The sequence below is a fragment of the Caulobacter sp. UNC358MFTsu5.1 genome, from assembly GCF_000712075.1.
GTDB lineage: Bacteria > Pseudomonadota > Alphaproteobacteria > Caulobacterales > Caulobacteraceae > Caulobacter.
The window spans coordinates 158,795-175,579 of record NZ_JONW01000013.1 but is presented as its reverse complement, the minus strand read 5'-3'; the positions used below and the strand labels follow the sequence as shown (position 1 = coordinate 175,579).

General features: G+C 70.8%; 19 protein-coding genes. 11 read left to right on the top strand and 8 right to left on the bottom strand.

What is annotated here, in order from left to right; genetic code table 11:
- The first annotated feature begins 3 nt into the window (after positions 1-3).
- The 3 genes from BR39_RS0124950 to BR39_RS0124940 are packed head-to-tail and all read left to right on the top strand — an operon-like array spanning position 4 to position 958.
- Positions 4-351 (top strand): SUF system Fe-S cluster assembly protein, encoded by a 348-nt coding sequence (locus tag BR39_RS0124950; protein WP_029917288.1) that lies wholly within the window; start codon positions 4-6, stop codon positions 349-351.
- A 14-nt stretch (positions 352-365) separates the two neighbouring features.
- Positions 366-758, top strand: a complete 393-nt coding sequence (locus BR39_RS0124945; protein WP_029917287.1) for an iron-sulfur cluster assembly accessory protein — start codon at positions 366-368, stop codon at positions 756-758.
- The gene (locus tag BR39_RS0124940; protein WP_029917286.1) at positions 758-958 is read left to right on the top strand and encodes a hypothetical protein; all 201 of its coding nucleotides are present in this window, start codon (positions 758-760) and stop codon (positions 956-958) included. Before BR39_RS0124945 ends, BR39_RS0124940 begins: the two co-directional genes overlap by 1 nt.
- 4 nt (positions 959-962) lie before the next feature.
- Here BR39_RS0124940 and BR39_RS0124935 read toward each other — a convergent pair whose 3' ends face one another.
- From BR39_RS0124935 to BR39_RS0124920, 4 genes are all read right to left on the bottom strand, one after another.
- Positions 963-1,328 (bottom strand): hypothetical protein, encoded by a 366-nt coding sequence (locus BR39_RS0124935; RefSeq protein ID WP_156035886.1) that lies wholly within the window; start codon positions 1,326-1,328, stop codon positions 963-965.
- Between the two features lie 83 nt (positions 1,329-1,411).
- On the bottom strand, positions 1,412-1,729 hold the full coding sequence (locus BR39_RS0124930) for a hypothetical protein (protein ID WP_029917284.1): 318 nt from the start codon (positions 1,727-1,729) through the stop codon (positions 1,412-1,414).
- Complete coding sequence (locus BR39_RS0124925) at positions 1,722-2,510, bottom strand: 1-acyl-sn-glycerol-3-phosphate acyltransferase (protein WP_029917283.1); 789 nt, start codon at positions 2,508-2,510, stop codon at positions 1,722-1,724. The genes BR39_RS0124930 and BR39_RS0124925 overlap by 8 nt, the downstream gene beginning before the upstream one ends.
- Before the next feature lie 34 nt (positions 2,511-2,544).
- The gene (locus BR39_RS0124920) at positions 2,545-3,105 is read right to left on the bottom strand and encodes a TetR/AcrR family transcriptional regulator (RefSeq protein ID WP_029917282.1); all 561 of its coding nucleotides are present in this window, start codon (positions 3,103-3,105) and stop codon (positions 2,545-2,547) included.
- Between the two features lie 96 nt (positions 3,106-3,201).
- On the opposite strand from BR39_RS0124920, the gene BR39_RS0124915 reads away from it, so the two are divergent.
- On the top strand, positions 3,202-4,194 hold the full coding sequence (locus BR39_RS0124915; protein ID WP_029917281.1) for a glycosyltransferase family 9 protein: 993 nt from the start codon (positions 3,202-3,204) through the stop codon (positions 4,192-4,194).
- Position 4,195: 1 nt separating this feature from the next.
- The gene (locus BR39_RS0124910; RefSeq protein WP_029917280.1) at positions 4,196-4,591 is read left to right on the top strand and encodes a DUF6165 family protein; all 396 of its coding nucleotides are present in this window, start codon (positions 4,196-4,198) and stop codon (positions 4,589-4,591) included.
- Positions 4,592-4,596: 5 nt separating this feature from the next.
- Here BR39_RS0124910 and BR39_RS0124905 read toward each other — a convergent pair whose 3' ends face one another.
- The 4 genes from BR39_RS0124905 to BR39_RS0124890 all read right to left on the bottom strand — a co-directional run bounded on the left by BR39_RS0124905 (position 4,597) and on the right by BR39_RS0124890 (position 8,315).
- A complete protein-coding gene (locus tag BR39_RS0124905) occupies positions 4,597-5,418 on the bottom strand; it encodes an arginase family protein (protein ID WP_029917279.1) in 822 nt (273 codons plus the stop codon).
- Between the two features lie 32 nt (positions 5,419-5,450).
- Positions 5,451-6,566, bottom strand: coding sequence for an FUSC family protein (locus tag BR39_RS0124900; RefSeq protein ID WP_029917278.1), 1,116 nt, complete (start codon positions 6,564-6,566; stop codon positions 5,451-5,453).
- Complete coding sequence (locus BR39_RS0124895) at positions 6,567-7,058, bottom strand: CinA family protein (RefSeq protein ID WP_029917277.1); 492 nt, start codon at positions 7,056-7,058, stop codon at positions 6,567-6,569.
- A gap of 105 nt (positions 7,059-7,163) precedes the next feature.
- Positions 7,164-8,315, bottom strand: coding sequence for a bifunctional 2-C-methyl-D-erythritol 4-phosphate cytidylyltransferase/2-C-methyl-D-erythritol 2,4-cyclodiphosphate synthase (locus BR39_RS0124890; RefSeq protein WP_029917276.1), 1,152 nt, complete (start codon positions 8,313-8,315; stop codon positions 7,164-7,166).
- A 97-nt stretch (positions 8,316-8,412) separates the two neighbouring features.
- Between BR39_RS0124890 and dusB the strand changes: the two genes are divergently transcribed.
- The 6 genes from dusB (at position 8,413) to BR39_RS0124860 (ending at position 16,770) form a co-directional block, all read left to right on the top strand.
- Positions 8,413-9,420, top strand: coding sequence for a tRNA dihydrouridine synthase DusB (gene dusB / locus BR39_RS0124885; protein WP_029917275.1), 1,008 nt, complete (start codon positions 8,413-8,415; stop codon positions 9,418-9,420).
- A complete protein-coding gene (locus BR39_RS0124880) occupies positions 9,417-10,547 on the top strand; it encodes a nitrogen regulation protein NR(II) (protein ID WP_029917274.1) in 1,131 nt (376 codons plus the stop codon). Before dusB ends, BR39_RS0124880 begins: the two co-directional genes overlap by 4 nt.
- A complete protein-coding gene (locus BR39_RS0124875; RefSeq protein WP_029917273.1) occupies positions 10,544-11,965 on the top strand; it encodes a sigma-54-dependent Fis family transcriptional regulator in 1,422 nt (473 codons plus the stop codon). The genes BR39_RS0124880 and BR39_RS0124875 overlap by 4 nt, the downstream gene beginning before the upstream one ends.
- A gap of 145 nt (positions 11,966-12,110) precedes the next feature.
- Entirely contained in the window at positions 12,111-14,354 is a 2,244-nt protein-coding gene (locus BR39_RS0124870) for a PAS domain-containing sensor histidine kinase (RefSeq protein WP_029917272.1), read from the top strand.
- Positions 14,351-15,739: a sigma-54 dependent transcriptional regulator gene (locus BR39_RS0124865; RefSeq protein ID WP_029917271.1), complete on the top strand. Its 1,389-nt coding sequence runs from the start codon at positions 14,351-14,353 to the stop codon at positions 15,737-15,739. The genes BR39_RS0124870 and BR39_RS0124865 overlap by 4 nt, the downstream gene beginning before the upstream one ends.
- Before the next feature lie 167 nt (positions 15,740-15,906).
- Complete coding sequence (locus BR39_RS0124860; protein WP_029917270.1) at positions 15,907-16,770, top strand: D-amino-acid transaminase; 864 nt, start codon at positions 15,907-15,909, stop codon at positions 16,768-16,770.
- Positions 16,771-16,785 lie beyond the last annotated feature (15 nt).

Below are 16,785 nucleotides of genomic sequence, written 5' to 3'. Positions count from 1 at the left end.
CTCATGACCGAACCCGCCACCACGTCCGCGATCCCTCAGGCCGAACTCGACCGCCTGACCGACCAGCTGATCGAGAAGCTCAAGACCGTGTTCGACCCGGAAATCCCGGTCGACATCTACGAGCTGGGCCTGATCTACAAGGTCGACGTCAGCGACGAGAAGGACGTGGCCATCGACATGACCCTGACCGCTCCGGGCTGCCCGGTGGCCGGCGAGATGCCGGGCTGGGTCAAGGACGCGGTCATGGAGATCCCGGATATCAAGTCGTGCCACGTCGACCTGGTGTTCGAGCCGCCGTGGGATCCCTCGCGGATGAGCGACGAGGCCAAGCTGCAACTGAACATGTTCTGATCGGTTCGAGAGCCATGGAAACCGCCGTCACCCCGCGCGTTCGTCGCCCTCGACCCAAGGTCGTCACCCTGACGCCGGCCGCCGCCGCGCGGGTGAAGGAGATCATGGACAGGGCCGACAAGCCCTATGCCGGGCTGCGGGTGGGCGTGAAGAACGGCGGCTGCGCGGGCTCGGAATACATCTTCGAATACGCGGCCGAGAAGGGCCCGATCGACGAGGTGGTCGAGGACCAGGGCGTCACCATCCTGATCGACCCCAAGGCCGTGCTGTTCCTGATCGGCACCACGATCGACTACGAGACCACCAAGCTGTCGTCGAAGTTCGTGTTCAACAACCCGAACGAGACCGACGCCTGCGGCTGCGGCGAGAGCGTGACGATCCAGCCGGCGCCGGAGGCTTTGGACTGATGCTGGCCCGCACGCCGTCCTGCGTCGAATGCGGCCTGCCGTGGGGCGCGCCGCGCTTCCGTCACGAAGACGAGGCGCCGCTGTACTGGTCCGACACGGGCCTGCTGTGCTCGGCCCCGTGCGCCCAGGCCCATTTCGCCAGGCGCCGGGAGGACGGCACCTTCGTTCCCGTGCCGGCCGAGTGTCCGGTCGAGGTCTAGGACCTCAGGTCGTCGGGGCCGTCCCCGCGCCGAAGGCGATCGCGCCGAACGCCACCGCCAGGGCCACGAAGGGCAGGACCGAACCTATGGCCAGGAACCGCATCCGCCCGGTGCCCCCGCTGACGAAGCCGCCGATCGCCGCCAGCAAGGTCGTCAGCGGCAGGGCGAAACAGGCGTAGACGAAGGTGTAGATGGCCGCGTTCACGCCGCCGTCCGACGCCATCACCGACATGGCGGCCAGGCCCAGGGCCGGGACCGTCAGCACCAGCCAGATCGCCCCGACCACGAAGGCCAGGATGCGGCGGCCGCGCGACGCCCTTGCCGGCCGAAGCGGCGCCGCTGCGTCGATCGAAGTGTAGGTCGAGCGCATGAAGACCACCTATGGAAGTGATTTGAGAATTATCGACCTCAGGAAGAATCGCAAGTCTTCGATACGGCTCTTTCCGCACGACCTCAGAGGCAGCCTTTCCCGAACAGGCAGGCGCCCGTGATGCAGGGGAAAGGCGTGACCGCGAGGACGGCCATCACGCCGCTCGGGATCGTGACCCAGGCCAGGCCGCCCACGTCTCGAAAGGCCCGACGCACCAGGCACAGCCAGAAGATCGCGGTGACGCCCGTCGCCGCCATGATCGCATAGGCCATCCCGTCGCTGGTCGATAACGCGATCACCGTGGACAGGCCTAGGGCGAAGACGGCCGCTCCGTAGGGCGCGGCGAGATGGAACGCACGGCTGGATGGAAGTTCGAAGGCCGGCCCACCGCGACTAGACAACCGCCGTCTCCGGCCTCGTCGGAATGTTCTTCCGCCCGTTCCACTCGACCAGCACCGACGGCTTGACCGGCTCGCCGCGCGCCTGGGCGATCAGCTGGTTTGTGCGGGTCTCGATGACCTCTTCCATCTTGGCCATGAACGCGCTCTTGGACAGACCCTGGGGCAGGGGCGGCAGGAACTCGATGGTGGCCGTGCCCGGGGTCTTCGTCTTGTCCTGCTGCTTCCAGAAGCAGCCCAGGTTCGTCGCCACCGGCACCACCGGCAGGCCGAAGTCCTGGCTCATGTGGTAGACGCCGGTCCGGTAGCGGAACCGCTCGCCCGGCGCGGCCAGGTGGCCCTCCGGATAGATCAGGATGCGGCGGCCTTCGGCGGCCACCTGGGCGGCGCTCTGCGACAGGGCCTTGCGGGCTTCGGGCCCGCCGCAGCTGTCGACCACGATGGCGCCGAACTTCTTGAGGATCGCCCCGACCAGCGGGAACTTCTCCAGGTGGTCGCCGGTCACGAAGCTGAGATTGTCGACATTGGCGAACATCACGAAGCCGTCGCCCCAGCTGTGGTGCTTGGCGGCGATGATGAAGGCGCCCTTCGGCAGGTTCTCCTGGCCCTTCAGCTCGATCTTCACGCCGGCGAAGACCCTCAGGGCCCAGATCATCCGCTGGCTGTAGAGCCGCAGGGCGAAGGCGATCGGCTTGCGGCCCGGGAGCAGGGCGGAGAGGGCGGCCGACAGGCCGTAGAAGATCGACAGAACCCAGTAGTAGGCGTTGAACAGCGCGCTGCGCATGGTTCGTTGTCCCAAGGAGCCCTTCGGGGCGGGTTTATCGGGCGGAAAGCACGGCCTGGACGGCCGCCGTCATCAGGGGAGCATGAGCGGAAAGGTCGTCGTCGCCCAGGCGGCCGTAGGCCTTGTTCTGGGCGGTCTGGGTGATCACGCCCATGGCCATGGCCGCAACGACGCGCGGGTCGCCCGGCGGCAGCTCGGCGTCCATCATCGCGCGCTTGATCAGCCCCTCGACCACCGACACCGGGTCCAGGCCGTCCTCCTGGTAGTAGGGCAGGAAGTGGTGCAACTGCAGCAGGTGGAAGGCGAACAGCAGCCAGTCCTCGTCGGCCACGGTGCAATAGGCGCGGACCACGGCGGCGGCTTTGGCCTGGATACCCGTCGCCATGTCGGCATTGACCGAGATCAGGTCGGAAAGCCGCCGGTGCGTGGTCATGAACAGGCCCACGGCCAGTTCGTCCTTGCTCTTCCAGTGACGGTAGATCGCGCCTTCCGACACGCCGGCCTTGGCGGCGATCAGCTTGGTGGTGGCCGCGTCGACGCCGCGCTCGACGAAGACCTCGAGGGCGGCGCGTTCGATCTTGGGCTTGGCGTTCATGGCGCGAAGCTAGCACGCCTCCCACGCCTTGCAAGTGATTACTCACATTCGCCGTTCCGCGTTGACCTGGACGCGCGCGGCGGCCTAAGGCGGGCCATGGTCCAGACGATCCTGATCTATTCCATGGGCGAGGTGATCGGCGACGGGCTGATCAAGCTGCCGTTCATCGCCGGCCTGCGCGCCGCCTTTCCCCAAGCCAGGATCACCTGGTGCGCCGCCAAGGGCGAAACGGTCTATGCCGGCCCGCTGAAAGGCGTGGTGGCCGGCTATGTCGACGAGATCCTGACCGACGGTCCGACCGGCGACGCGCCGCTGGACGTGCTGCCCTGGGTCAAGCCGTTCGGCGGGCGGACCTTCGACCTGGTGATCGACACCCAGGAGAACCTGCGCCGCAGCCTGGTGGCCCGCCGCGCGGTCGCAAATGGGGGTTCGTTCGTTTCGGCCGCCGCCCAGGCCCGCAAGCCCGGCTGGCCGGCCGCCGTGGTCGAGCGCCTGGCCCGGCTGCTGGCCCTGGCCACCGACGGGACGGGCGCGCCGCGTCCCCTGACCCTGACCGATCCCGCCGCCGCCGACGCCGCCCGCGCCCTGCTGCCCACCGCCCGTCTCGGCGGACCGGTCTATGTCGGCCTGGCGCCCGGCGCCGGCGGCCAGGACAAGCGCTGGCCGCTGGAGCGCTACCTGGAGCTGGCCCGCTGCATCGAGGCGTCCGGCCGCAAGGCGGTGTTCTTCTTCGGTCCCGACGAGGCGGCCGACGCCCAGGCGGCGCGCGAAGCGGTCCCCGAGGCCCTGTTCCCGGAGAAGGACCGCACCGACGGCTTCCCGCAGGTGAAGGGGCCGATGCTGGCCATCGCCCTGGCCGGACGCCTGACCGCCGCCGTCGCCAACGACGCCGGCCCGGGCCACATGCTGGCGGCCGGTGGCGCGCCCCTGCTGTCGCTGCAGAAGACCCATCGCAAGGCGGTCAAGTTCCGCCCCGCCGCGCGCCGTCTTGAGCTGCTGGTCGCGGAGGACTACGGACAGGACATGGCCGCCCTGCCGCTCGACGTGGTGGAGGCCGCCCTGCAACGCCTGATCGCCGGAGCCTCCTGACATGCCCATCCTAGCCCCCGTCTCGGCCGGCGAACTGATCGACAAGATCACTATCCTGCGGGTCAAGGCCGCGCGGATCGGCGACGCGGCCAAGGAGGCCAATGTCCGCAAGGAGCTGGCCCTGCTGGAAGAGATCGCCGCGCGCGAACTCACGTCCTCGCCGGAGCTGGACGACCTGACCGACCAGCTGACCGAGATCAACGCCGCCCTCTGGGACATCGAGGACGGCAAGCGCGACTGCGAGCGTCGTCAGGACTTCGGCCCGCGATTCGTCGAGCTGGCCCGCCGCGTCTATGTCGACAACGACCGCCGCGCGGCCGTGAAGCGCCAGATCAACACCCTGGCGGGTTCCGACATCGTCGAGGAGAAGAGCTACAAGCCGTACCTGGCCGGGTAGGGCGGTTAGGACGCCAGGCGCGCGATCAGCGGGGCCAGGGCGTCCAGCAGGGCGTCGACGTCGCCGGGCGCGCCCGTCGCGGCGAAGACGTCCTCGAACTCGGCGATCTCCAGGCCGATCACCCGGTTGCGGGCCAGGACCGCGCCGGCCTCTCGCAGATCGGCGAAGGAGAGACCGTTCTCCACACTGTATTCCGTCGGGACCAGCCCCGGGTCCAGCACGTCGCAATCCAGATGCACATAGACCGGCCGGTCGCCGATCGCCTCGGCCAGGCGCCGGGCGATCCCCGGGCCGGCCGCCACCAGCCGGGGTCCGCCGCCGGCGATCAGGGCGGCCTCGCACGGATCCAGGTCCCGCGCCCCGACCAGCACGACGTCGGCCAGGCCCAGCCCGCAGCCCAGGCCGCTGTCCCAGACCCCGGCGGCGGCGGTCAGCACCATGCCGCCCAGGTAGCCGGTCGTGGAATGGGCGGGCTGGTTGCAGTCGCCGTGGGCGTCGAACCACACGACCAGGGCGTCGGGATGGTGGCGCAGCACGACGGGCAGGGCGGCGATCGAGGCCGCGCACCGGCCCTGGGTCACCAGCGACGCCTTGCCGTCGGCCAGCACGGCGTCCAGGCGCGCCGCCAGGGCCTCAAACCCTGGACGGGCCGCCTCCAACTCCTTGGACCAGCCGGCCGCCAGGGGCGGGGCCTGGGCGCCCACGTGCTCGGCGGCCAGGCCCAGGCGGGCCTCGAGCGCCGCGCCCACGGCCAGGGCGCCGGCCGCGCCGCGCGGATTGCGGTCGCCGGCGCGACCCTGGAAGACGGTGAGGGCGAGAGAAGACATGCCGCTTAGCTAGTCGCTGACCCGCGTTCGCGCTAGGCGCGCTTGCCGACGGTCTCCTCGACCCGCTCCTCGAAGTCGCCGAGGTTGCCGAACAGGTTCTCGATCGCGAACACCAGGCCGAAGACCCGCGCCGCGTCGTCGAAGGCCAGGGCCCGGGTGCCGCCGCCGGCCCGCAGGGTCTCGACCGCCCCCTGGAACGCCTGGTGGGCCTCGGCGAAGGCCAGGCGGTCGGGGCGGGGACCGCCCGACAGCAGGGCGGCGCAGGCCCTCAGGAACACGGCGCTGGCGTTCAGCATGGCCGCCGACGGCAAGGCCAGGCCGGGCGAGGGGAAGGCCTCGCGCAGCGCCCGGCCGATCATCACGCTGTCGTTGCGCAGCCGCCAGAGGGTGCGGGGCAGGGCGTCCGTCACCGAATGGTCGCTGAGCCGGCTGGCGCTCTCGCGATCGGCCTCGGTCATGGCCGTCTGCAGTTTGGACAGGGCCTTGAGCGTGTCGTCATAGTGGCCGCGCGCCTCCAGGTCGGTCGCGCCGCCCTTCAGCTTCAGGGCGTAGTGCTCCAGGAGGTCGGCCAGCAGCTCGGCCACCTTGTTGGCGTTGTCGACCACGGTGGCGTGGGCGCGGGCCGGGAAGATCAGCAGGGTGGCGGCGATGCCGACCACGCTGCCGACCGTGATCTCGGCCACCCGCAGGAAGGCAGCCACCAGCGGGTCCATGTGGGTTGTCGTGCCGATCAGCATGATCACGGCGGTCACCGGCGCGACCTTGAAGGCCGGGCGGACGGCGGCCAGGAAGGCCAGCAGGGCGGCGGTCACGGCCAGGATCGGGCCGCCGGCCTCGGGGAAGCGGGCGTGGACCATGGCCGCTCCGGCCCCGACCGCGGCCCCCACGGCGGTGCCCATCAGCCGCTCGATCGAGGCGGTGATGGTCGCGCCCAGGCTGGACTGGACGATGATCACGGCGGTGAACACCGCCCAGTAGCCCTGGGGCAGGCGCAGCAGGGTGGCCAGGGCGTAGGCGGCCACCACGGCCGATGACACCCGGATGGCGTGGCGCAGCTCGGTCTGGCGCGCGGCGGCCTTGGCCAGGGCGGTCCGGGAAAGCTCCAGGCCGACGAAGCGTCGCCAGTCGCTGGGCGCGGTCTCCGGCATCTAGGCCACGGCCTCGCGCAGCATCTCCAAGGCGGTGCGCACGGCGGCCAGCTGCACGCCCTCGCGCGTCTCGCCGTCGAACAGCTCGTGACGGTGGACGACCGAGCGGTTGGCCCGGGCGACGGCGAAATGCACCGTGCCGACGGGCTTCAGCGGCGAGCCGCCGCCGGGTCCGGCCACGCCGGTGATGGCGACCGCCACATGGGCGTTGCTGGCCTCCAGCGCGCCCTCGGCCATCATCCGCGCGACGACTTCCGACACCGCCCCGTGGTCGGCGATCAGGTCGCCCGGCACGCCCAGCATCTCGCTCTTGGCCCGGTTGGTGTAGGTGACGAAGCCGCGCTCGAAGACGTCGGACGCCCCGGCGATGTTGCAGATCGCCCCGGCCACGAGCCCGCCCGTGCAGCTCTCGGCCGCGGCCAGCCGCAGCGACCTGCCGCGGGCTTCGTCGATCAGCAGGCGGGCCAGGGTCTGGATTTCGAGCGGGAACATCGCGAACTCCTGCGCCGAAGGCGGGGACACACACTCACACCACGGTCAGCGGTCGAATGGCAATGTGGATGGGGTGAGTGTGTGTCCCCATCGTCGTCCAGAGCCTCAGGCCGGCGTCTCGACCACGGCGATCGCCTGGGCGGCCAGGCCTTCGCCGCGGCCGGTGAAGCCCATGCCCTCGGTCGTCGTCGCCTTGACGCTGACCCGGTCCAGCGGCAGGTCCAGGATCTGGGCCAGGCGTTCGCGCATCGCCGCCCGGTGCGGTTTGATCTTGGGCCGCTCGCAGATCAGCGTCACGTCGACATTGACCAGACTTCCGCCGCGTTGGCGGACCAGATTGACGGCATGGATCAGGAACTTGTCCGAGGCCGCGCCCTTCCATTGCGGATCGGTGGGCGGGAAGTGGTCGCCGATGTCGCCTTCGCCGATCGCGCCCAGGATGGCGTCCGTCAGGGCGTGCAGGCCCGCGTCGGCGTCGGAGTGGCCGATCAGGGTCTCGTCGTGGGCGATCTCGACGCCGCACAGCCACACCGACTCACCCGGGCCCCAGCGGTGGGCGTCGAAGCCCTGGCCCATGCGGGTGATGCGCGCGCGGCCCGCCAACGTCTCGGCCATGGCGAAGTCCTCCGGATAGGTCAGTTTCATAAGCATCGGGTTGCCGGGAACGACGACGACGCGCCCCCCGTGGCGCTCGACCACCTGGCCGTCGTCCGTGGGCTCGTCCGGTCCCGTCCAGGCGGCGTACGCGGCCAGCAGTCGGTCGCGGCGGAACGCCTGGGGGGTCTGGGCCCGCCACAGGTCGTTACGCGGTTTTGTGACGACGCTGGAATCCAGCGCCCCGCTTTTCAGCGTATCGGCGACCGGCAAGGCCGGAATCGCGCCGTCGGCGTCGTCCAGGGCCTTCAGCACCGAGACGATTGTTGCGGCGCCGAGGAAGGGGCGGGCGGCGTCGTGGATCAGCACCGGTTCGTCGGCCGCGCGGTCGGCGAGGGCCGCCAGGCCGGCCTGGACGGAAAGGGCGCGAGTCGCGCCGCCGGCGGTCGTGGTCCAGCCCGCCAGGCCGTCCAGCGCCTCGTCCAGCTGTGGGCGCGCCTCGGGATCGGCCACGATCACGAGCTTTTGCGCGCCGCCGGCCAGCAGGGCTTCCGCCGACCATCGCAGGACGGTCTTGCCCGCCAGGACGCGCCATTGCTTGGCCTGGCCGGGGCCGGCCCGGGTACCGGAACCAGCGGCGACGATGACGGCGGAGAAGGTCATGCGGGCTGTTTATCCGCCCGAAGAAACTTGTCCAGAGAAGAGCCTTTACGGCGCCGCACAAATTGCCTAAAAACAGTGCGGTGGGGATGCATATAAAATGAGCAACAGTCTCGCAGTCGGCAAGGTCGAGGTGCCCGGGCGTGTTTGGATCGCGCCGATGACGGGCGTTTCCGATCTGCCTTTCAGGGAAACCGCCACCCGCCTCGGCGCGGCCTATGTGGCGACCGAGATGGTGGCCTGCGCGGAATTCGCGAAGGGGCGGCCCGACGTCGTGCGCCGCGCCGCCGTGGGCGACGGCCTGCCGCTGATGGTTGTCCAGCTGGTCGGCCGCGATCCCGGCTTCATGGCCCAGGGCGCGAGGATGGCCGCCGACGCCGGGGCCCAGATCATCGACCTGAACTTCGGCTGCCCGGCCAAGGAAGTCACCAAGGGCGCGGCCTCGGGCTCGGCCCTGATGCGCGAGCCGGACCTGGCCGAGGCCCTGGTCGCCGCCGCCGTCGAGGCCGTCGACGTGCCCGTCACCGTCAAGATGCGCCTGGGCTGGGACGACGACAGCCGCAACGCCGCCGACATCGCCCGCCGGGCCGTCGACGCCGGCGCCCAGGCGATCACCGTCCACGGCCGCACCCGCTGCCAGTTCTACAAGGGCCAGGCCGACTGGGAGGCCGTGGCGGCCGTCAAGGCGGCGGTCGGCGTGCCGGTCCTGGTCAACGGCGACATCGTCGACGGCGACACCGCCCGGACGGCGCTGGACCAGTCCGGCGCCGACGGCGTGATGATCGGCCGGGGCGTCTACGGCCGCCCCTGGATCGCCCAGGCCATCGAGGCGGCCCTGCGCGGCGAGGGCTTCCGCGAGCCGGACGCCGAGGAGCGCCTGGCCATCGCCGTCACCCATTTCCGCCGCAGCCTCGACTTCTACGGCCAGAGCCTAGGCCTGAAGATGTTCCGCAAACACCTGGCCTCGTACATCGAAGCCGCGCCGTGGCCGGACAGCGAGGAGGCGCGCCGCGCCGCCCGCGCCGCCCTGTGCCGGCTGGACGATCCCTCCGCCGTCGAGGACGGCCTGGCCGCCCTGTGGCTGGGCGATCGGAGGCTGGCCGCATGACCGACCACGCCCGCATGGCTCCGACCAAGGTTTCCGACAGCCTGAAGATCGCGGCCTTCGACCTCAGCCCCGAACCCGCCCTGGTGATCGACCGCGACGGCGCGCTGGTGGCGGTCAACGAGGCCGCCGAGGCCCTGTTCGGCCAGGGCCTGTCGCTGCTGGCCCGCGGCCGCTTCCGCGCCGCCCTGCCGCCGGGCTCGGTGCTGGTCTCGATGATGGACCGCGCCCTGTTCGAAGGCGCCCTGGTCCGCGAGCACGGGGTCGAGGTCAATTTGTTCGGCCAGCCGCCCTTCGAGGCCGACGGCGCCGCCGCGCCGCTGGGCGACGGCTCGGTGATGCTGACCCTGCACGTCAAGGGCGTGCTGGGCGTCGAGCGGGCCACCGACGCCGCCGGCCTGCGCTCGGTGGTGGGCCTGGGCCGCATGCTGGCCCACGAGATCAAGAACCCGCTGGCCGGCATCCGCGGCGCGGCCCAGCTGCTGAAGACCGGCGCCAGCGCCGCCGACCAGCCCCTGGCCCAGCTGGTCATGGACGAGACCGACCGCATCCGCCGGCTGGTGGACCGCATGGAGGCCTTCTCCGATCAGGTCCCGGGACCGCGCGAGGCGGTCAACATCCACCAGGTGCTGGACCGCGTGCGGGCCCTGGTCGTCAACGGCGTGGCCGACGGCCTGATCCTGCGCGAGCACTACGACCCCTCGCTGCCCGACGTCTGGGGCGACGAGGACCACCTGATCCAGGTGTTCCTGAACCTGGTGAAGAACGCCGCCGAGGCCGCCCATTCGCGCGGCGACGGCCAAGGGATGCTGTCGATCCACACCGCCTGGCGCCCCGGCGTCCGGGTGCGCGGGGCCGACGGCAAGGCCGCGGCCGGCGCGCCGATCGAGATCCGCGTGCAGGACAACGGCCCCGGCGTGCCCCAGAGCCTGCGCGACCACCTGTTCCAGCCGTTCGTCACCACCAAGGCCAACGGCACCGGCCTGGGCCTGGCCCTGGTCACCAAGCTGGTGACCAGCCACGGCGGCCTGATCGACTTCGAATCCGAGCCCGGCCGCACCGTGTTCCGCGTGCTGCTGCCGATGGCTTCCGAGAAGCTTGCCCCCTCCACTGGAGACGCCCACGCATGAACGCCGCCAGCAAGAAGATCCTGATCGCCGACGACGACAGCTCGGTGCGGCTGGTGCTCAGCCAGGCCTTCACCCGGCTGGGCTATCAGGTGCGGGCGACGGGCAACGCCACGACCCTGCTGAAGTGGGTCATGGACGGGGAGGGCGACCTGGTCGTCACCGACGTGATGATGCCCGACGAGAACGTCTTCGACGTGCTGCCGCGCATCCGCAAGGAACGCCCCAAACTGCCGATCATCGTGATGAGCGCCCAGAACACCCTGCTGACGGCGGTCAACGCCGCCGACGCCGGGGCGTTCGAATACGTCTCCAAGCCGTTCGACCTGGACGACGTCACCGCCGCCGCGCGCCGGGCCCTGTCGCGTCCGGCCGACGCCGAGGCCTCCAAGGCCCAGGCCCGGGCCATGCGCGACGAGCGCCTGCCGCTGATCGGCCGCTCGGCCCCGATGCAGGAGGTCTACCGCACCATCGCCCGCCTGGTCGGCGCCGACCTGACGGTGCTGATCCTGGGCGAGAGCGGCACCGGCAAGGAGCTGGTGGCCCGCGCCCTGCACGAGCTGGGCCGCCGCCGCGACGGCAAGTTCGTGGTCATCAACCTGGCCGCCGTGCCGCGCGAGCGGGTCGAGGCCGAGCTGTTCGGCCGGGGCGACGGCGACAACGGCCGCCTGATCGAGGCCGACGGCGGCACCCTGTTCCTGGACGAGATCGGCGACATGCCGCTGGACGCCCAGACGCGCCTGCTGCGGGTGATCGACGGCACCGAGCCGGTGCTCAACCCCAAGACCGGCCGCCGCCCCAACGTGCGGATCATCGCCGCCACCAACCGCGACCTGCGCGGGCTGATCAACCAGGGCCTGTTCCGCGAGGACCTGTTCTTCCGCCTGAACGTCGCGCCCGTGCGCCTGCCGCCGCTGCGCGACCGCACCGAGGACATCCCGGACCTGGCCCGCACCTTCCTGCTGCGCGCCGCCCGCGAAGGCCTTCCCGCGAAGACCATCGACCAGAGCGCCCTGGACCGCATGAAGAGCCATGCCTGGCCCGGCAACGTGCGCGAGCTGGAGAACCTGATCCGGCGGATGTGCGCCCTCTACGCTGAGGAGCTGATCACCGCCCGGATCGTCGATCGCGAACTGCAGGACCACACCCCGGCCGCCCACGCGGACGAGGGGCCGGTCACCCTGGCCAGCCTGGTCGAGCGCCACCTGTCGTCGCACTTCGCCGACCAGCCCGACGGCGTGCCGGCCGCCGGCCTCTACGACCGCGTGCTGCAGGAGGTGGAGCGCCCGCTGATCCAGCTGACCCTGTCGGCCACGCGCGGCAATCAAGTTCGGGCTGCGGAGATCCTGGGGCTCAACCGCAACACCCTGCGCAAGAAGATCCAGGACCTGGGCGTCGAGATGACGCGCGGACGCCGCTGAAGCCTCACCGACGGCCCCCTCCGCCGCACTTTCGAGCCCGGACGGAGGGGGTCGCGTGCAAATGAGCGCACTCCAACGCCAAGCCTGACGCCGAATTGGCACATACCTGTTGAGTTTGGGGCACAGTCCACCTTAAACTTGGTCAATGGCGTCCGTTCCATCCGTGCTGGAGCTTGAAGGACCGCCGACCCGGTTCAGCCGGGCCTGGTGGCGAGAGCTGTTGCGCTCGCGCTTCACGCTCGGCGGCGCCTACGGGGTGGCGATCGCCCTGACCGCGACGGCCGTCGGCCTGGCCTCGTCGCCGCCGGCCACCGGGCCGATCGGGCCGGCCACCACCGTCATCCTGGTCGTGCTGGGCTTCAACCTGGCCCTGATCCTCTGCATCGCCGGCATCGTCGGCTGGCGGCTGCTGGACCTGGTGGACGCCCGGGCCAGCGACGCCGGCGCGCGCCTGCACCTGCGCTTTGTCGGCCTGTTCTCGGTGGCCGCCGTGGCGCCCGCGGTGATCGTGGCCCTGTTCTTCGGCGTGCTGGTCAACCGCGGGGTCGACGCCTGGTTCAGCGAGCGCGTGCGCACCGTGGTCGAGAACTCGGCCACCGTGGCGCGCTCCTACGTCACCGAGCAGACCACCTATATCAGCCAGCACGTCGGCCCGATGGCCGGCACCCTGAACCAGGCCGCCCCGACCCTGGCCGAATCGCCGGTGGCGTTCGGGCACTTCCTGCGCGGCCTGGCCGACGACAACGGCTTCTCCGCCGCCTATGTGCTGGACCGCGACGGCCGCATCCTGGCGCGGGCCGAGACCGACGAGGCCCCGCCGTTCCTGGCCCCGCCGCCGTCCAGCTTCCGCCGGACCGACACCGGCGACATCACCTCGCAGCGTTTCGTCGACGAGGACCTGTTCCGGGCGCTGTACCGCCTGAAGGCCTTCCCCGACGCCTACCTCTATATCGCCCGGCCGATCGACAAGGGCATCCTGGCCCACCTGATCGAGTCCGAGGCCTCGCTGATCTCGTACCGCGAGGCGGCCAAGAACCAGGCGCGGATCCAGGTGATCTTCGGCCTCAGCTACATCGAGACCGCGCTGCTGGTGCTGGTGGCCGCTGTCTGGGTGGGCATCGCCGCCGCCAACTCCATCGCCGCGCCGGTGTCCGGCCTGGTGCAGGCGGCCGGCCGAGTCTCGGCCGGCGACCTGGACGCCCGGGTGGACGTCGAAATCGGTCCCGAGGAGATCCGCGCCCTGTCGGTGGCCTTCAACATGATGACCACCGACCTCCAGGCCCAGCAGGCGGCCCTGAAGGTGGCCAGCCTGGACGCCGAGTCGCGCCGCCAGTTCATCGAGACCGTGCTGTCGGGCGTCAGCGCCGGCGTGGTCGGCCTGGACGCCGATGGGCGGATCACCGCGCTGAACCGCCGGGCCGGCGACCTGCTGGCCCTGGACGAGGGCGCGGTGGGCCAGCCGCTGGTCGAGGTCGCGCCCGAGCTGGAAACCGTGATGCAGGAGATCAGCGGCGGCCGTCCCAACGCCGAGGTCGAGATCGACGTGGTGCGCGGCGGCGAGACCCGCCGGCTGCGCTTCCGCGGCGCCGGCCACGCGGCCGAGAGCCTGGTGCTGACCTTCGACGATATCACCCGCCTGATGGCCGCCCAGCGCAACGCCGCCTGGAAGGACGTCGCCCGTCGGATCGCCCACGAGATCAAGAACCCGCTGACGCCGATCCAGCTGTCGGCCGAGCGCATCCGCCGCAAGTACCGCAAGGACATCACCGGCGACCTGGACACCTTCGACCGCTGCACCGAGACCATCATCCGCCAGGTCGGCGACATCGGCCGGATGGTCGACGAGTTCTCGGCCTTCGCCCGGATGCCCGCGCCGCGCTTCGCTCCGGCCGACCTGACCGAGATGCTGCGCCAGGCCGTCTTCGCCCAACGCTTCGTCGACGCCGAGACCGAGGTGGTGCTGGAAGACCCCGAAGAGGACGTCTGGATCAGCTGCGACGCCCGCATGGTGGGCCAGGCCCTGACCAACATCCTGAAGAACGCCGGCGAGGCGGTCGGCGCGCGCCGCCAAGCCTCGCCGGAGCCGCCGGGCCGCATCGTCGCCAGCCTGGTCTCGGACGACGAGCACCTGTGCCTGGTGGTCGAGGACAACGGCGTGGGCCTGCCCGCCAAGGACCGCGACCGCCTGACCGAACCCTATGTCACGACCCGCGAGAAGGGCACCGGCCTCGGGCTGGCGATCGTCAAGCGGATCATGGAGGACCATGAAGGCGAACTGGTCCTGACCGACGCGCTGAACGGAACCGGCGCCCGGGTCATCCTGAAGTTCCCCACGACCGCGCGGCTCGCCGCCGCCAACGCCCAGACCGGCGTAGAGGAGATGATATGAGCGCTGACGTGCTTGTGGTCGACGACGAAGTCGATATCCGCGAACTGGTGGCCGGCATCCTGGAGGATGAGGGCTACGCGGTGCGGGTGGCGGCCGACTCCGACCAGGCGCTGGCCGCACTGAGGGCGCGCAAGCCCGCGCTGCTGGTGCTGGACATCTGGATGCAGGGCGGGGGCATGGACGGGCTGGAGCTGCTCGACATGGTCAAGGCCCTGGACCCCGACCTGCCGGTGATCATGATCTCGGGCCACGGCAACATCGAGACCGCCGTCAGCGCCATCAAGCGCGGGGCCTACGAGTTCCTGGAGAAGCCGTTCAAGTCCGACCGCCTGCTGCTGGTGGTCGAACGGGCCCTGGAAGCGGCCAACCTCAAGCGCGAGAACCGCCGCCTGCGGGTGCAGAGCTTCACGTCCGACGGCCTGATGGGCAAGTCGGCGGCGGCCCAGGCCCTGCGCCAGCTGATCGCCAAGGTCGCCCCGGCCAACAGCCGCGTGCTCGTCTCGGGCCCGCCCGGTTCGGGCAAGGAGCTGGTGGCGCGGCTGATCCACGGCTCCAGCGGCCGCTCGCGCAACGAGTTCGTGGCGGTCAGCGCCGCGGGCATGGCGCCCGAGCGCCTGGACGTCGAGCTGTTCGGCGAGGAAGGCGAGGGCGGTCGCCCGCGCAAGATCGGGGTGTTCGAACGCGCCCACGGCGGCACCCTGTATCTCGACGAAGTGGCCGACATGCCGCGCGAGACCCAGAGCCGCATCCTGCGGGTCCTGGTCGAGCAGCGCTTCCGCCGCGTGGGCGGCGACAGCGACGTCCAGGTGGACGTGCGGGTCATCTCCTCGACCTCGCGCGAGCTGCGCGACGAGATCGCCGCCGGACGATTCCGCGAGGACCTGTTCCACCGCCTGAACGTGGTGCCGGTGCGCGTGCCGGGCCTGTCGGAGCGCCGGGAGGACATCCCCGAACTGATCAGCTACTTCGTCGATCGCGTCTGCGAGGCCACCGGCCTGCAGCGGCGGCGGCTGGGCGAGGACGCCCTGGCGACCCTGCAGGTCCAGGCCTGGCCGGGCAACGTCCGCCAGCTGCGCAACAACGTCGAGCGCATGCTGATCCTGGCTTCGGGCGAGCCCGGCGACCTGATCACCGCCGAGATGCTGAACGCCAACGAACAGCCGTCCGGCGGCAACGCCGGGGCGATCGGGGCCGAACGCATCATCGCCCTGCCGCTGCGCGAGGCCCGCGAACTGTTCGAGCGCGAGTACCTGAACGCCCAGATCCTGCGGTTCGGCGGCAACATCTCGCGCACGGCCAACTTCATCGGCATGGAGCGCTCGGCCCTGCACCGGAAACTCAAATCCTTGGGCGTCGCAGGTGCACGAGTCGAAGAGGAAGAGTAACTCCCGATATCCGCTCATCCCGGCGAATGCCGGGACCCAGATCCCAAAGCGGCGTGGCTGACTGGAATAGCGATGCGCCAAAGGCGTCATCCCCACGGCCATTCCATCTGGGTCCCGGCATTCGCCGGGATGAGCGGTTTGTGGATGGCTTGAAGGAACACCGAGAAATGTCGCGTTTCGCCTACGTCAACGGCCGCTTCGTCCGCCACGGCGACGCCACGGTCCATATCGAGGACCGGGGCTACCAGCTGGCCGACGGCGTCTACGAGGTATGGGCGGTGTTCGGGGGCAAGCTTGCCGACGCGGCGGGCCACTTCACGCGGCTGTGGCGCAGCCTGGACGAGCTGAAGATCGCCCACCCGATGACCGAGAAGGCCCTGACCGTGGTGCTGCGCGAGGCCATCCGCCGCAACAAGGTGACCGAGGGCATGGTCTATCTGCAGATCACCCGGGGCACGGCCCCGCGCGACCACGCCTTCCCCAATCCGGCCGTGCCGCCATCGGTCGTGGTCACCGCCAAGCGCGTGGACCGCGTGGCCGCCGAGGCCAAGGCCGCCAAGGGCCAGTCGGTGATCACCGTCCCCGAGAACCGCTGGGGCCGCTGCGACATCAAGTCGATCGGCCTGCTGCCAAACGCCCTGGCCAAGCAGGCGGCGCGCGAGCGCGGCGCGGTCGAGGCCTGGTTCGTCGACGACCTGGGCCTGGTCACCGAAGGCGCCTCGTCCAACGCCTGGATCGTCGACGCCCAGGGCCGCCTGCGCACCCGCGACACCCAGGCCAACATCCTGCGCGGGATCACCCGCTCCAGCCTGCTGGAGGTGATCGCCGAGGCCGGCCTGCCGGTCGCCGAGCAGCCGTTCACGGTGGAGGAGGCCAAGGCCGCCCAGGAAGCCTTCATCACCGGAGCCGGCACCCTGGTGCTGCCGATCGTCAGCGTCGACGGCGCGCAAATCGGCGACGGCAAGCCCGGACCGGTGGCGACGCGGCTTCGGCGTCTCTATATCGAGCGCGCGAAAGCGGCGGCGATCTAGGACGATAGTCTAGGT

Excerpts from the sequence above, each read along its gene's own strand:
- BR39_RS0124950 (WP_029917288.1), top strand. The coding sequence starts at position 4 with ATGACCGAACCCGCCACCACGTCCGCGATCCCTCAGGCCGAACTCGAC.
- BR39_RS0124880 (WP_029917274.1), top strand. The coding sequence starts at position 9,417 with ATGACCGACCACGCCCGCATGGCTCCGACCAAGGTTTCCGACAGCCTG.
- BR39_RS0124940 (WP_029917286.1), top strand. The coding sequence starts at position 758 with ATGCTGGCCCGCACGCCGTCCTGCGTCGAATGCGGCCTGCCGTGGGGC.
- BR39_RS0124915 (WP_029917281.1), top strand. The coding sequence starts at position 3,202 with ATGGTCCAGACGATCCTGATCTATTCCATGGGCGAGGTGATCGGCGAC.
- BR39_RS0124895 (WP_029917277.1), bottom strand. The coding sequence starts at position 7,058 with ATGTTCCCGCTCGAAATCCAGACCCTGGCCCGCCTGCTGATCGACGAA.
- BR39_RS0124875 (WP_029917273.1), top strand. The coding sequence starts at position 10,544 with ATGAACGCCGCCAGCAAGAAGATCCTGATCGCCGACGACGACAGCTCG.
- BR39_RS0124945 (WP_029917287.1), top strand. The coding sequence starts at position 366 with ATGGAAACCGCCGTCACCCCGCGCGTTCGTCGCCCTCGACCCAAGGTC.
- BR39_RS0124900 (WP_029917278.1), bottom strand. The coding sequence starts at position 6,566 with ATGCCGGAGACCGCGCCCAGCGACTGGCGACGCTTCGTCGGCCTGGAG.
- BR39_RS0124865 (WP_029917271.1), top strand. The coding sequence starts at position 14,351 with ATGAGCGCTGACGTGCTTGTGGTCGACGACGAAGTCGATATCCGCGAA.
- BR39_RS0124920 (WP_029917282.1), bottom strand. The coding sequence starts at position 3,105 with ATGAACGCCAAGCCCAAGATCGAACGCGCCGCCCTCGAGGTCTTCGTC.
- BR39_RS0124910 (WP_029917280.1), top strand. The coding sequence starts at position 4,196 with ATGCCCATCCTAGCCCCCGTCTCGGCCGGCGAACTGATCGACAAGATC.
- BR39_RS0124925 (WP_029917283.1), bottom strand. The coding sequence starts at position 2,510 with ATGCGCAGCGCGCTGTTCAACGCCTACTACTGGGTTCTGTCGATCTTC.
- BR39_RS0124905 (WP_029917279.1), bottom strand. The coding sequence starts at position 5,418 with ATGTCTTCTCTCGCCCTCACCGTCTTCCAGGGTCGCGCCGGCGACCGC.
- dusB (WP_029917275.1), top strand. The coding sequence starts at position 8,413 with ATGAGCAACAGTCTCGCAGTCGGCAAGGTCGAGGTGCCCGGGCGTGTT.
- BR39_RS0124890 (WP_029917276.1), bottom strand. The coding sequence starts at position 8,315 with ATGACCTTCTCCGCCGTCATCGTCGCCGCTGGTTCCGGTACCCGGGCC.
- BR39_RS0124860 (WP_029917270.1), top strand. The coding sequence starts at position 15,907 with ATGTCGCGTTTCGCCTACGTCAACGGCCGCTTCGTCCGCCACGGCGAC.
- BR39_RS0124870 (WP_029917272.1), top strand. The coding sequence starts at position 12,111 with ATGGCGTCCGTTCCATCCGTGCTGGAGCTTGAAGGACCGCCGACCCGG.
- BR39_RS0124935 (WP_156035886.1), bottom strand. The coding sequence starts at position 1,328 with ATGCGCTCGACCTACACTTCGATCGACGCAGCGGCGCCGCTTCGGCCG.